The following is a 12,841-nucleotide window of genomic DNA, read 5'->3' as shown; positions in this document are numbered from 1 at the left end:
AAGGAGAACCCATGATCGGAAAATGGCAGGCCCTCGTCATCGACTGCGAGGACCCTGACAAGCTCGCCAGCTTCTACCAGGAGCTGCTGGGTATGATCCGGGTGCAGGAGGACGAGGAATGGATTTCGATCGGCGATGCCGCCGACCGTCCCGCCGTCGCCTTCCAGCGGGTGGAACGGCTGGTCCGCCCGCAATGGCCCGACGCCGAGCACCCGCAGCAGATGCACGTGGACGTGCTCGTCGGGGACCTCGACGCCGCCGAAGCCGAGGTGCTCCGGCTCGGCGCCACCAGCCTCGACGCCGGTACGGAAACCTTCCGGGTCTACACGGACCCCAGCGGCCACCCGTTCTGCCTGGTCCTGACTTAAGTGCCAGTCCTCACCTAAAGTCTGGTCCTGACCTAAACGCCCGTCCGGACCTGGTCCTGACCCACCCCGGGCGCCGGGGCGGCGTTCGCCCGGGGTGGAAGCGCAACGGGCGGCCGGCCCCGTTTGCGATAATGGGCTCATGCAATCTCTGGGTAGCTCCTCGTCCACGTCCAACGACACCACGGCCCGCGGCCGGTTCTCCATGTTCCGCATCAGCGGGCCGGGGCTGCTGGTCTTCATCATCGCGTTCGTGGTGGCCGTGATTTTCGCGGCCAACCAGAACGACGTCGTGGGCTGGATCGTGGCGATCATCGCCGGCTTCTGGCTGGCGCTGGCCTCCTTCGTGGTGTTCAGCATCCAGAAGGCCGCCAAGAAGGCCGGGGCCAGGCTGAACGAGGCCCAGAACGCGTTCAATGCCGCAGCCGGGCGTCCGCCGGCGGCGGGCAGCGCTGACCACGGCGGTACCCGTGTGGTGAGCGAAAGCCGCGCAGCGGACAGCGTCCGCGACATGAAGCTGGACCATTCCTTCAAGATTGTCCAGGTCCAGGTCCGGGTGGTCGAGCAGGAGCGGGCCAAGGGCGAGGCTGCGGACCTCGACACGATCAGCCGTGCCCTGGAGACCATCGAGATCACCGCCACCAACGCGCGGGACATGATCAAATCCTCCGGCGGCGATGACGCTCCCGTCAGCGGAACCATCATCGACTAGAGTGGATCGGGTGAGCTCGGCATTGAAGAAGGACCACCTTCGCATCGCGTCAGTCAACGTCAACGGCCTTCGTGCCGCCTACAAGAAGGGCATGGCGGAATGGCTTGAGCCGCGCGAGGTGGACATCCTGTGCCTCCAGGAGGTCCGCGCGCCGGACGCGATCGTCGAGGAACTGCTCGGCGAGGGCTGGTACATTCTCCACGCAGAGGCCGAGGCCAAGGGGCGGGCCGGCGTTGCCATTGCATCCCGGGAAGAGCCCCTGGCCACCCGGGTGGGGATCGGCGATGACTTCTTCGCCACGGCCGGACGCTGGGTCGAAGCGGACTACATCGTGCGGGACGCGGACGGGCAGGCCTCACAGCTGACCGTCGCGAGCGCCTACGTGCACTCGGGCGAGGCCGGCACTCCCAAGCAGGACGACAAATTCCGGTTCCTCGACGTCATGGTCCAGCGGCTGCCCGAACTCGCCAAACACAGTGACCACGCGCTGGTGGTGGGCGACCTCAACGTCGGCCACACGGAGCTGGACATCAGGAACTGGAAGGGCAACGTCAAACGTGCCGGCTTCCTGCCGGAAGAGCGGGCCTATTTCGACCGCTTCTTCGGCGAGGAAATCGGCTGGAAGGATGTTCACAGGGGCCTGGCGGGTAACGTCGACGGCCCCTACACTTGGTGGTCGCAACGGGGCCAGGCCTTCGACAACGACACCGGCTGGCGCATCGATTACCACATGGCCACGCCCGCTCTCGCTGCTGCCGCAGTGTCAGCCGTTGTCGACCGGGCAGCGTCCTGGGACACACGCTTCTCCGACCACGCCCCGCTGGTAGTGGACTACCGGCTCTAGTCTTAAGGCTTCCACGAATGACCACCACTTCAACTGCGACCACAGTGACCCAGGCCGGCGTCGCCCCCGACGCTCAGGCCGCCACCGCGAAGGACGCCCCTGCGGCCACCGCGGCACGGCACCGCATCCTTTCCGGCATGCAGCCCTCCGCCGACTCCCTGCACCTGGGCAACTACCTCGGCGCCCTCGTGAACTGGGTCCGGATGCAGGACGAGTACGACGCCGTCTTCTTCATCCCGGACCTGCACGCGATCACCGTTCCGCAGGATCCGGCCGAGCTGGCGCACCGCACCCGGGTCACGGCCGCGCAGTACATTGCCGGCGGCGTCGACGTCGACAAGTGCACGCTCTTCGTCCAGTCCCAGGTGCCCGAGCACGCCCAGCTGGCGTGGGTCCTGAACTGCATCACGGGCTTCGGCGAGGCGTCCCGGATGACCCAGTTCAAGGACAAGGCGCACAAACAGGGTTCAGACCACGCCAGCGTCGGGCTGTTCACCTACCCCATCCTGCAGGCAGCGGACATCCTGCTGTACCAGCCGCACGGTGTCCCCGTCGGCGAGGACCAGCGCCAGCACGTGGAGCTCAGCCGTGACCTGGCCCAGCGGTTCAACTCCCGCTTCGGCGACACATTCACGGTGCCGCAGCCCTTCATCCAGAAGGAATCCGCGAAGATCTACGATCTGCAGCACCCCACCGCCAAGATGTCCAAGTCTGCGGAGTCGCCGGCAGGGCTGATCAACCTTCTGGACGAGCCCAAGGTCACGGCCAAGCGGATCAAGTCCGCCGTGACGGACACGGAGACCGAAATCCGGTTCGACCGGGAGGCGAAGCCGGGCGTGTCCAATCTGCTGACCATCTACTCCTCGATCACCGGGCAAAGCGTCGACGCCCTCGTCACCGCCTATGAGGGAAAGATGTACGGCCACCTGAAGGCTGACCTCGCCGAGGTGGTCACGGAGCACCTGACCCCGATCCGGAACCGGGCCAAGGAACTGCTGGACGATCCCGCGGAGCTGGACCGGCTGCTGGGCCTCGGAGCGGACAAGGCCCGGGAAATTGCCTCGCTCACCCTGCGCGACGTCTACGCCAAGGTGGGTTTCCTGCCCTACGCCGGCGCCCAGGGAGTCCGCTAGGTCAATGTCCTCCGTCAGCAAAGTCACCGCGAAAGCCGCCACGTCGAACGGACAGCGCAGCGAAGGCATCAGCATCGGTGTGATCCTGAGGTTCCCGGCGGACATCGCTGAGGAGCTCCAGCGCTGGCGGGCATCCTTCGGGGATCCCATGGCCACCGTCGTCCCGGCCCACATCACGCTGATCACCACCACCATGACGAAGGACTGGGCCGCGACCCAGCGCCATGTCCGGGACGTGGCACGGCGGCAGGAACCCTTCACCGTGACCATCGCAGGGACCGGGTCTTTCCGGCCGGTGTCCCCGGTCGTCTTCCTGAACGTAGAGGACGGCTTCGGGGACTGCGTGAACCTGCACCGCCAGCTGCAGTCCGGCCCGCTGGAGCGGGAACTGCCGTTCGCCTACCACCCGCACGTTACCGTGGCCCACGATGTCGCCCCGGAAAGCCTCGACGAGGCCGAAACGGTCCTGAAGGATTACAGGGCCACGTTTCCGGTCGCTAGCATGGGACTTTACGAGCACGATGACAACGGCATCTGGCAGCTACGGGAAGAGCTTGATTTTGGGACCAAACCTGACCACGACAGAGGCCCGGACGGCACCGCAGGCGCCCGATAAGCCGCCGCTCCCCACCGATCTGGCCGGGCTGAAACTGGAAGTCATCCGCAAGAGGGTCGAATGGGGCAGGCTCCGGCGCTCCGGCGGCGGGACGGTCGCGTCCCTGATGGCGATGATGAACTGGCTCCTGGCCCGGCTGAACATGCTGTTGCCCCTGCGCGCCTACTCGCACTACCTCCGTCAGCGTGGCCCGCTGTTGAGTGCCGGCATCGGCTTCCGGATGTTTTTCTCCATCACGGGCCTGTTGGCCACAGGCTTGTCCTTGGCCGGCCTCGTGCTCAGCGACCATCCGGCCCTGCTGGACCAGGTCATCAGGAGCGTGGCCGCCGCCGCGCCCGGCCTGTTGCAGGTCGACGGCAGCGAGGGGCTGGTTGACCCCTATGAGCTGCTCAACCCCACCAGCCTGGGTTGGGCCGCCGGGATCGCCGCTGTGGTGACGGTGTTCACGGCCCTGGGCTGGATCAGCGGCATCCGTGACGGTACCCGGAGCATGATGCAGCTCGGCCCCCTGGTGATGAATCCGGTCCTGCAGATCCTCAAGGACGTCGGCACGCTGCTGCTGATGGGGCTGGCCCTGGTAGTCAGCTCCGCGGCCTCGCTGATCTTCGGCACGGCCGCCGGATGGGTTACCGAACAGCTGGGCCTCGAACCGATAGTTGCCGGGCCCCTGACGACCTCCGTCACGATCCTTGTGCCGCTGCTGCTCGGCTGGGGCACCGCCCTGATCATGTACCGGGTGGCTGCGGGGCTGAAGCCGGCCCGGCGCTCCCTGCTGGAAGGGGCCACCCTCGCCGCGGTGGGCACCACCATCCTGCAGATCTTCAGCACCCAGCTGCTGGCCAGCGCGGGCAAGAACCCCATCCTGGCGCCCTTCGCCATCATCATTGGCCTGCTGATCTGGTTCAACCTCGTCAGCCAGGTCTACGTGATCTGCGCCGCGTGGGTGGCGATCCGGGAGGAGGACCTCAAGGCCGGGCCCGCAGCCGCGACCACCGGCTGGGGAGCCCGGCGCGTCCAGCCGGGTAAAATGCCGGTCGAGCAGCGGGTTCGCCGCCGGCCGCTGGCCGCCGCGTTCAGGCGTCGAGGTACTGGTCGGCCCACGCCGAAATAATCTTCGCCGCACGGGCCGCCTGGCCTTTGCCGGTCAGGAGATGGTCGCTGCCCTCCAGCGAGACAAAGCTGCGCGGGTGGCGTGCCGTCTGGAAGATGGTGCTGGCGTTTTCGATCCCGACCGTGTTATCGGTGGGGGAGTGCAGCACCATGAGGGGCTTGTGCAGCTGCCGGATGCAGTCCGTCAGGTCCGCGTTTTCGAGGTCCTCGACGAAGTGCCGGCGGATCTCCACCCGCTTGCCGCCGAGGTCCACCTCGGCGCTTCCCTCGCTCAGGATACGGTCCAGGGCCGCGTCAAAGACGTGGGCCACGTGCTTGGGGGAGAAGGGGGCACCCACGGTGGCCACGGCCCTCAGCTCCGGGATCTGCCGTGCGGCGGACAGGACGGCCGCGCCGCCAAACGAGTGGCCCACCAGCAGGGAAACCCGCCGGTCCGAGTCCCGCATGAACTCGGCAGCCTTGACGGTGTCGGCCACCTTGTGGCTGAAGGACCCCTCCGACCACATCCCCGCGGACTCGCCGAGCCCCACGTTGTCGAACCGCAGCATGCCCACGCCGTTGTCCGCCAGGGCTTTGCACATCCGCGACGCCGAGGGGCTGTCCTTGCCCAGGGTGAAGCCATGCGAGAACACGCCCCAGCCCTTGACCGGGCCCTCCGGCAGGTCCAGCACGCCGGAGAGCCGCTCGCCGGTGGAACCCAGGAACGAGACTTTTTCTGAGTGGGACAAAGTGTCCCCTTTCGTATGAGGGCGAATCTTTGAGGGCGGAAACGACGGCGGCGCCCCCACCTAAAAGGTGAGAGGCGCCGTCGTCGATAACTACTGAAAGTGAAGCCGGTTATGCGGGCCGGTCGAACCGGTCCTTAGACCTTGCGGGACAGGATGGCCTGCTTGACCTCAGCGATTGCCTGCGTGACCTGGATGCCGCGGGGGCATGCTTCGGTGCAGTTGAAGGTGGTGCGGCAGCGCCACACACCTTCCTTGTCGTTGAGGATCTCCAGGCGCATGTCGCCGGCGTCATCGCGGGAATCGAAGATGAAGCGGTGCGCGTTGACGATCGCCGCCGGACCGAAGTACTGCCCGTCGGTCCAGAACACCGGGCAGGACGAGGTGCACGCGGCGCACAGGATGCACTTGGTGGTGTCATCGAACCGCTCACGGTCCTCGGCGGACTGCAGGCGTTCCTTGGTGGGCTCGTGGCCACGGTTGATCAGGAAGGGCATGACTTCGCGGAAGGACTGGAAGAACGGCTCCATGTCCACTATCAGGTCCTTCTCCACCGGCAGGCCCTTGATGGGCTCGACCGTGATGGGCTTGGACGTGTCCAGGTCCTTCAGCAGGGTCTTGCAGGCGAGGCGGTTGCGGCCGTTGATGCGCATGGCATCGGAGCCGCAGACGCCGTGGGCGCAGGAACGGCGGAAGGAGACGCTGCCGTCCATCTCCCACTTGATCTTGTGCAGGGCGTCCAGGACACGGTCGGTGCCGTACATGGTGACCTTGAAGTCATCCCACGTGGCGTCCTCGGAGACCTCGGGGTTGTAGCGGCGCACGCGCAGGGTGACGTCGAAGGACGGGATTTCCCCGCCCCCGCCGACGCCGGCGGGCAGTTCGATCTTGGATGCTGGCTCAGCGAGTTCAGCGCTCATCTTAGTACTTCCTCACCATCGGCTCGTAGCGCGTAAAGACCACCGGTTTGGTGGCAAGCCGGATGCCGGCAATCGACTCGGCGGAACCGTCCGCCGGGGCGTGGTCATCCTTGTACGCCATGGAGTGCTTCATGAATTTTTCGTCGTCGCGCTCGGGGAAGTCCTCGCGGAAGTGGCCGCCGCGGGATTCCTCGCGGTGCAGGGCCGCCACGGTCATGACCTTGGCGAGCTCGAGCAGGAAGCCCAGCTCCACGGCCTCGAGCAGGTCCAGGTTGAAGCGCTTGCCCTTGTCCTGGACGCTGATGCGCTGGTACCGCTCCTCGAAGGAGGCAATGTCCTTCAGGACCTGGTTCAGCGTCTCGGCGGTGCGGAACACCTGCATGTTGGCGTCCATCGTGTCCTGCAGTTCCTTGCGGATCGCAGCGACCTTCTCGGTGCCGTCAGAGGTGCGGACGTGGTCCAGCAGGTTCAGCGTGTAGGCCTCCGGGTCAACGGGGAGCTCCACGAAGTCGGCGGTCTTGGCGTACTCGGCGGCGGCGATGCCGGCGCGCTTGCCGAACACGTTGATGTCCAGCAGCGAGTTGGTGCCCAGGCGGTTGGAGCCGTGGACGGAGACGCAAGCGACCTCGCCGGCGGCGTACAGGCCCGGGACCACCGTGTCGTTGTCCTGGAGGACCTCGGCGCTGATGTTCGTGGGGATGCCGCCCATGGCGTAGTGCGCCGTCGGGAACACCGGAACCGGCTCCGTGTACGGCTCGACACCCAGGTAGGTGCGGGCGAACTCGGTGATGTCCGGCAGCTTGGCATCGATGTGCGCAGGCTCAAGGTGCGTCAGGTCCAGGAGGACGTAGTCCTTGTTCGGGCCGCAGCCGCGTCCCTCACGGACTTCGTTGGCCATGGAGCGGGCCACGATGTCGCGCGGGGCGAGGTCCTTGATGGTGGGCGCGTAGCGCTCCATGAAGCGTTCACCCTCGGAGTTGCGCAGGATCGCGCCTTCGCCGCGGGCGGCCTCGGAGAGCAGGATGCCCAGGCCCGCCAGGCCTGTCGGGTGGAACTGGAAGAATTCCATGTCCTCCAGGGGGATGCCCCGGCGGAACGCGATGCCCATGCCGTCACCGGTCAGGGTGTGGGCGTTGGAGGTGGTCTTGAAGACCTTGCCGGCGCCGCCGGAGGCGAACACCACGGACTTGGCCTGGAAGACGTGCAGCTCGCCGGAGGCGAGGTCGTAGGACACGACGCCGGCGACGCGCTTCTGCTTGTACGGCGTGCCGTCCTCGCGGACAGCGTCCTCTTCGACGGTCAGCAGGTCCAGGACGTAGTACTCGTTGTAGAACTCGACGTTGTGCTTGACGCAGTTCTGGTACAGGGTCTGCAGGATCATGTGGCCGGTGCGGTCGGCGGCGTAGCAGGCGCGGCGGACCGGTGCCTTGCCGTGGTCGCGGGTGTGGCCACCGAAACGGCGCTGGTCAATGCGGCCCTCGGGCGTGCGGTTGAACGGCAGGCCCATCTTTTCCAGGTCCAGGACGGCGTCGATCGCTTCCTTCGCCATGACCTCGGCGGCGTCCTGGTCAACCAGGTAGTCGCCGCCCTTGATCGTGTCGAAGGTGTGCCACTCCCAGTTGTCTTCCTCGACGTTGGCCAGGGCTGCGCACATGCCGCCCTGCGCCGCGCCGGTGTGCGACCGCGTGGGGTAGAGCTTGGTCAGTACTGCTGTTCGGGCGCGCTGACCTGATTCGATCGCCGCGCGCATCCCGGCGCCACCGGCACCGACGATCACGACGTCGTACTTATGGACCTGCATACCAGACGCTCTTTCTCTCAAAATTCGCTATAAACCACCGGCAGGCCGCGCCTGCCCGGTGAAGTCTCGTGCAATCTGCGCCTGCCCTCGGCAGGCAAGATCAGTTGCCGTGACGGACCGCGGATTCCTGCCCGGACGGGCTGCGGTCCGCGGCGGTTCCGCCGCTACGGCTGGGGCCCTATGGTGCGGGGCAGAAACCGCCGGGAAGCTGGACGCCGTTGGCCACGGGGCACGGATTGAACGTGAAGATGACCAGGGTGCCCAGGATGATGATGACCGTGGTGGCCGCGTAGAGCACAATCTTCAGCCAAAGGCGCGTTGCGTCCCTCTCGGCGTAGTCATTGATGATCGTGCGGACGCCGTTGGTGCCGTGCAGCATGGCGAGCCACAGCATGGCCAGGTCCCAGAACTGCCAGAACGGGTCGGCCCACTTGCCGGCCACAAAGCCGAAGTCGATCGCGTGGATGCCCTCGCCGACCAGCAGGTTCACGGTCAGGTGGCCGAAGATCAGCACCACCAGCACGACGCCGGAGAGGCGCATGAAGAGCCAGGCGAGCATCTCGAAGTTGCCCTTGGAACCGCCAGTGCGGCGGTACTTGGGCTGGATCTTGCCGCTGCTGGGTTTTCCGCTACCGGGTTTTCCGCTGCGTGGGCTTTGAATTGTTGCAGTCATGGCTTAGTGACCTCCAAGGGCGAGGGACAGGTGGCGGATGGAGAAGCCGACCATGACGACGACCCAGAGGCCCAGGACCGTCCAGAGCATCTGACGCTGGTACTTGGCACCCTTCTTCCAGAAGTCGACGGCGATGATCCGCAGGCCGTTGAAGGCGTGGAACACGATCGCCGCGACAAGGCCCGTTTCACCCAGGGCCATGAGGGGGTTCTTGTAGGCGCCAATCACTGCGGTGTAGGCCTCGGGGGACACACGCACCAATGAGGTGTCCAGCACGTGGACCAACAAGAAGAAGAAAATCACTACACCGGTAATGCGGTGTCCAACCCAGGACCACATGCCTTCACGGCCGCGGTACAAGGTGCCAGCTGGTTTTGTCGGCACTGAATAAACCTCCCTGCAACACAGCGGCGCTGGCATGGGATCCACGCGGGGGGAACGCCTGCTGCGAGAGCACTCGTAAGCTCAAGCCTAAATCTAGGCTTCGCTCACAGCTTATTCAATTTGGGAACTCCTTGTTGACAGGCCCCGGCGCGGTTTTGCGTCCATTTTGAGACGAACGCCACATTTGGCCGTGGTCACAGGCGCCGGCAGGGCCTGATTCGGGCCCAATCCGGACCGAATTGGCCGCCGTCAGCTAAAGTAGCCGTGATGACTACAGACAAAGTGACAAGCCAGGATTCACCGCTGGACCGTTTTATTGCGGTCATTCCGGCGGGCGGGGTGGGGACCCGCCTCTGGCCCCTGTCACGGGCAGCAGCCCCGAAATTCCTTCACGACCTCACCGGTTCGGGCAGTACTCTGCTGCGCGCGACCTATGACCGCCTCCAGCCCGTCGCCGGCAAGCACGTGCTGGTGGTGACCGGCTCCGCCCACAGGGCAGCCGTCTGCCGCCAGCTGCCTGAGGTCCTGGAATCCGACCTCGTCCTGGAGAGCGAACCCAAGGACTCCGGTGCTGCGATCGGCCTCGCCGCGGCCATCCTCCACGAGCGGGACCCGGATATCATCATGGGCTCCTTCGCCGCGGACCAGGTCATCAGCCCGGACGACCTCTTCCAGGACGCCGTCCGTGAGGCCGTCTACACCGCGGCGGCGGGGAAGATCGTCACCATCGGCATCAAGCCGACCCACCCTTCCACCGGATTCGGGTACATCCGTTCCGGCGCGAACCTCCACATCCCGGACGCGCCCAGTGCGCAGTCCGTGGTGGAGTTCGTGGAGAAGCCCAGCGAGGAAGTGGCCCAGGAGTACGTCGACAGCGGCGAATATGTCTGGAACGCGGGCATGTTTGTGGCCCCGGTCTCGCTGATGCTCAAGCACCTCGAAGCCAACCAGCCCGAGCTCTTCGCCGGACTCCAGGAGATCGCCAAGGCCTGGGACACTCCGGAGCGCGACGCCGTCACGGCCCGGGTCTGGCCCACGCTGCCCAAGATCGCTATCGACTACGCCGTCGCCGAGCCAGCCGCCGCCGCCGGCGATGTCGCCGTGGTGCCCGGAACGTTCCTCTGGGACGACGTCGGGGACTTCGCCTCCGTGGGCCGGCTCAACAGCGCCAAGGAAGTCGACGAGGTCACGGTCCTGGGCGAGGGCGCACGCGTCTTCACCGAGAACGCGAGCGGCGTGGTGGTCTCCGATACCAAGCGTGTGATCGCCCTGATCGGCATCAAGGACGTCGTGATCGTTGACACCCCGGACGCCCTGCTGGTCACCACGAAGGAGCACTCGCAGCGGGTCAAGCAAGCCGTGGATGCCATCAAGGCCAAGGGCGACACCGACGTCCTGTAGCCGGAGGGAGCGGATCACGGCCTTGCAATGTTCAGCAATCCGTAACGCGCCGTACCCGATGCCGCTATTCTTTGGCCGCTCGATAGAGTTATTCCGTGCGCAACTATTCGACTGAAGCTGAGCCCACGACTCTCGTGGGGCCGTGGCTGGAGCCACTCCTGCCGGAGCTGATCGCTTTCCGCCGCGACCTCCATGCGCATCCGGAACTTTCGTTCAAGGAGTTCCGCACCACCGACAAGCTGGCGAAGCGGCTCGAGGAAGCCGGGCTCAAGCCGCGCCGCCTCGAGGGCACAGGCCTGACGGTCGACGTCGGGCAGGGTCCCATCGCCACCGCCCTGCGCGGGGACATCGACGCCCTGCCCATCATCGAGGAAACGGGCCTTGAGTTCGCCTCAAAGAACCACGGCGTGACCCACGCCTGCGGCCACGACGTCCACACTGCCACCATGCTCGGGATCGCGCTGGTCCTGCAGCGCATGCACGAGGCCTCCCCGCTGCGCGGGACCGTCCGGATCATCTTCCAGCCAGCCGAGGAAACCATGCCCGGCGGCGCCACCTCGTGCATCGAACAGGGCGTCCTGGAGGGCGTGCCGCGCATCCTGGCGCTGCACTGCGACCCCCGGATCGAGATCGGCAAGATCGGCACCCGGATCGGGGCGATCACCTCCGCCTCGGACACCATCAAGATTGAACTCTCCGGCCGCGGCGGCCACACCTCGCGCCCGCACCTGACCGAGGAGCTGGTCTTCGCCCTGGCGCAGATTGCGGTCAACGTTCCCGCCGTGCTCTCGCGCCGCGTCGATGTCCGCAGCGGCGTGTCCGTGGTCTGGGGGCAGATCTCCGCGGGCTCGGCCCCGAACGCCATCCCGGGCAGCGGCTACATGGCCGGCACCATGCGCTGCCTGGACCGCGACGCCTGGCACGACGCCGGCGCGCTGCTCGACGACATCATCCGGCAGGTCGCCGAGCCGTACGGCGTCGATGTCCACCTGGAACACACCCGCGGCGTGCCGCCGGTGGTCAACTCCGAGCACGAGACCGCGCTGATCGAGGCCGCGGCCCGCGCCGAAATCGGCGAGGGCGCCGTGGTCCTGACCCCGCAGTCCATGGGCGGGGAAGACTTTGCCTGGTTCCTGGCCGACACCCCCGGCGCCATGATGCGCCTCGGCACCAAGACGCCCGGCGGAGAAGAGTACGACCTCCACCGCGGTGACTACATCGTCGATGAGCGGGCGCTGGGCCTGGGCATCCAGGTGCTCACGGCGGCGGCCCTGCGCACCATCCGCGACCTGTAAGCCGTTCCGCCCGCGCCCCTGCGGGCCGCCTCGCTTCACCCGGCCCGCCCTGCCGCGCCGCTGTGCCGCGCCCAGTTTCCCCACCTTTGCCGGCACGACGCCGGGACACGCCGTCGGTGCAGGCCGACACACCGCCGGCACCCGTCAAACATGGGGAAACTCGGCGGCTGCGGCTGGGAATGGTGCCGCGGCGGCCCCGGTTGCGGTTCCCACTTCCGTTTCCGCAAATTCAATTGTGCACAACTGAATTGCACGCAATTGAATTGTGCAGTACGGTGGAGTCATGACCACGTCAGAAGAGTCCCGCCAGGCCGGCCCGGAAGCGCTGCGCCTGAACCGGCAGGTGTGTTTTGCGATGTACTCTGCCTCACGCGCCGCCACGGCCGCCTACCGGCCCATGCTCGAGGAGCTCGGCCTGACCTACCCGCAGTACCTCGCCATGCTGGTGCTGTGGGAAGCGGAGCCGCGCAGCGTGAGTGAACTGGGGGAGGAGCTGGGCCTGGACTCCGGCACGCTCTCGCCGCTGCTCAAACGGCTCGAAGCGCTCGGCTTCGTCCAGCGCCGCCGCTCCGCCGAGGACGAGCGCCGCGTGGAGATCTTCCTGACCGACGCCGGCGCCGCCCTGAGCGCCAAGGCCAGCGGCATCCCGCAGCGCCTGGCGGATGCCGCCGGACTCACCGCCGCGGAACTGGACCAGCTCCGCGACACCCTGGGCCGGCTGACAAACGCGCTCCACGCCTCCCATTAGGCCCTCGCACCAAGCCTTCCACTGGACCCTCCGGGTCAACCTGCCCCAGGCCATCCCGGGAGGCCCCTTTGCCGGGTCCGTCCACCGGGCCCATTCCTGCCCAACTTTTCCCAG

General features: G+C 66.6%; 14 protein-coding genes. 9 read left to right on the top strand and 5 right to left on the bottom strand.

What is annotated here, in order from left to right:
- The first annotated feature begins 11 nt into the window (after window positions 1–11).
- The 6 genes from B5X90_RS11935 to B5X90_RS11910 all read left to right on the top strand — a co-directional run bounded on the left by B5X90_RS11935 (window position 12) and on the right by B5X90_RS11910 (window position 4,781).
- The gene (locus B5X90_RS11935) at window positions 12–368 is read left to right on the top strand and encodes a VOC family protein (protein ID WP_079553254.1); all 357 of its coding nucleotides are present in this window, start codon (window positions 12–14) and stop codon (window positions 366–368) included.
- Window positions 369–507: 139 nt separating this feature from the next.
- On the top strand, window positions 508–1,077 hold the full coding sequence (locus B5X90_RS11930; RefSeq protein WP_079553252.1) for a hypothetical protein: 570 nt from the start codon (window positions 508–510) through the stop codon (window positions 1,075–1,077).
- Window positions 1,078–1,087: 10 nt separating this feature from the next.
- Window positions 1,088–1,921, top strand: coding sequence for an exodeoxyribonuclease III (locus B5X90_RS11925; protein WP_079553374.1), 834 nt, complete (start codon window positions 1,088–1,090; stop codon window positions 1,919–1,921).
- A 17-nt stretch (window positions 1,922–1,938) separates the two neighbouring features.
- A complete protein-coding gene (gene trpS / locus B5X90_RS11920) occupies window positions 1,939–3,054 on the top strand; it encodes a tryptophan--tRNA ligase (RefSeq protein WP_079553250.1) in 1,116 nt (371 codons plus the stop codon).
- Window positions 3,055–3,058: 4 nt separating this feature from the next.
- The gene (locus tag B5X90_RS11915; RefSeq protein ID WP_079553248.1) at window positions 3,059–3,670 is read left to right on the top strand and encodes a 2'-5' RNA ligase family protein; all 612 of its coding nucleotides are present in this window, start codon (window positions 3,059–3,061) and stop codon (window positions 3,668–3,670) included.
- A complete protein-coding gene (locus B5X90_RS11910) occupies window positions 3,615–4,781 on the top strand; it encodes a YihY/virulence factor BrkB family protein (protein ID WP_079553246.1) in 1,167 nt (388 codons plus the stop codon). Before B5X90_RS11915 ends, B5X90_RS11910 begins: the two co-directional genes overlap by 56 nt.
- Here the strand turns inward: B5X90_RS11910 and B5X90_RS11905 are convergent.
- From B5X90_RS11905 to sdhC, 5 genes are all read right to left on the bottom strand, one after another.
- Window positions 4,744–5,508 (bottom strand): alpha/beta hydrolase family protein, encoded by a 765-nt coding sequence (locus B5X90_RS11905; RefSeq protein WP_079553244.1) that lies wholly within the window; start codon window positions 5,506–5,508, stop codon window positions 4,744–4,746. The two genes, B5X90_RS11910 and B5X90_RS11905, sit on opposite strands and share 38 nt — an antisense overlap.
- Window positions 5,509–5,642: 134 nt before the next feature.
- Window positions 5,643–6,425, bottom strand: coding sequence for a succinate dehydrogenase iron-sulfur subunit (locus B5X90_RS11900; RefSeq protein ID WP_026537821.1), 783 nt, complete (start codon window positions 6,423–6,425; stop codon window positions 5,643–5,645).
- 1 nt (window position 6,426) lies between these two features.
- Window positions 6,427–8,226 carry a succinate dehydrogenase flavoprotein subunit gene (sdhA, locus tag B5X90_RS11895; protein WP_079553242.1) on the bottom strand — a complete coding sequence of 600 codons (1,800 nt, stop codon included), beginning with the start codon at window positions 8,224–8,226 and terminating at the stop codon, window positions 6,427–6,429.
- A gap of 178 nt (window positions 8,227–8,404) precedes the next feature.
- The gene (locus tag B5X90_RS11890) at window positions 8,405–8,899 is read right to left on the bottom strand and encodes a succinate dehydrogenase hydrophobic membrane anchor subunit (RefSeq protein ID WP_079553240.1); all 495 of its coding nucleotides are present in this window, start codon (window positions 8,897–8,899) and stop codon (window positions 8,405–8,407) included.
- 3 nt (window positions 8,900–8,902) lie between these two features.
- On the bottom strand, window positions 8,903–9,283 hold the full coding sequence (gene sdhC, locus B5X90_RS11885; protein ID WP_079553238.1) for a succinate dehydrogenase, cytochrome b556 subunit: 381 nt from the start codon (window positions 9,281–9,283) through the stop codon (window positions 8,903–8,905).
- Between the two features lie 267 nt (window positions 9,284–9,550).
- Between sdhC and B5X90_RS11880 the strand changes: the two genes are divergently transcribed.
- From B5X90_RS11880 to B5X90_RS11870, 3 genes are all read left to right on the top strand, one after another.
- Window positions 9,551–10,684, top strand: coding sequence for a mannose-1-phosphate guanylyltransferase (locus B5X90_RS11880; protein ID WP_079553236.1), 1,134 nt, complete (start codon window positions 9,551–9,553; stop codon window positions 10,682–10,684).
- A gap of 95 nt (window positions 10,685–10,779) precedes the next feature.
- Window positions 10,780–11,979 carry an amidohydrolase gene (locus tag B5X90_RS11875; RefSeq protein WP_079553234.1) on the top strand — a complete coding sequence of 400 codons (1,200 nt, stop codon included), beginning with the start codon at window positions 10,780–10,782 and terminating at the stop codon, window positions 11,977–11,979.
- A 283-nt stretch (window positions 11,980–12,262) separates the two neighbouring features.
- A complete protein-coding gene (locus tag B5X90_RS11870) occupies window positions 12,263–12,727 on the top strand; it encodes a MarR family winged helix-turn-helix transcriptional regulator (protein ID WP_079553232.1) in 465 nt (154 codons plus the stop codon).
- The last annotated feature ends 114 nt before the right edge of the window (window positions 12,728–12,841 follow it).

This window comes from Arthrobacter sp. 49Tsu3.1M3, assembly GCF_900168135.1.
In the GTDB taxonomy this organism is placed as follows: Bacteria; Actinomycetota; Actinomycetes; order Actinomycetales; family Micrococcaceae; genus Arthrobacter.
Note: the sequence above shows the minus strand (reverse complement) of the source record. Positions and strands in the feature narration are given on the sequence as shown.

What these genes read in the sequence shown, in the direction of transcription:
- B5X90_RS11935 (WP_079553254.1), top strand. Translation starts at nt 12, where the DNA reads ATGATCGGAAAATGGCAGGCCCTCGTCATCGACTGCGAGGACCCTGAC.
- B5X90_RS11930 (WP_079553252.1), top strand. Translation starts at nt 508, where the DNA reads ATGCAATCTCTGGGTAGCTCCTCGTCCACGTCCAACGACACCACGGCC.
- trpS (WP_079553250.1), top strand. Translation starts at nt 1,939, where the DNA reads ATGACCACCACTTCAACTGCGACCACAGTGACCCAGGCCGGCGTCGCC.
- B5X90_RS11915 (WP_079553248.1), top strand. Translation starts at nt 3,059, where the DNA reads ATGTCCTCCGTCAGCAAAGTCACCGCGAAAGCCGCCACGTCGAACGGA.
- B5X90_RS11900 (WP_026537821.1), bottom strand. Translation starts at nt 6,425, where the DNA reads ATGAGCGCTGAACTCGCTGAGCCAGCATCCAAGATCGAACTGCCCGCC.
- sdhA (WP_079553242.1), bottom strand. Translation starts at nt 8,226, where the DNA reads ATGCAGGTCCATAAGTACGACGTCGTGATCGTCGGTGCCGGTGGCGCC.
- B5X90_RS11890 (WP_079553240.1), bottom strand. Translation starts at nt 8,899, where the DNA reads ATGACTGCAACAATTCAAAGCCCACGCAGCGGAAAACCCGGTAGCGGA.
- B5X90_RS11880 (WP_079553236.1), top strand. Translation starts at nt 9,551, where the DNA reads ATGACTACAGACAAAGTGACAAGCCAGGATTCACCGCTGGACCGTTTT.
- B5X90_RS11870 (WP_079553232.1), top strand. Translation starts at nt 12,263, where the DNA reads ATGACCACGTCAGAAGAGTCCCGCCAGGCCGGCCCGGAAGCGCTGCGC.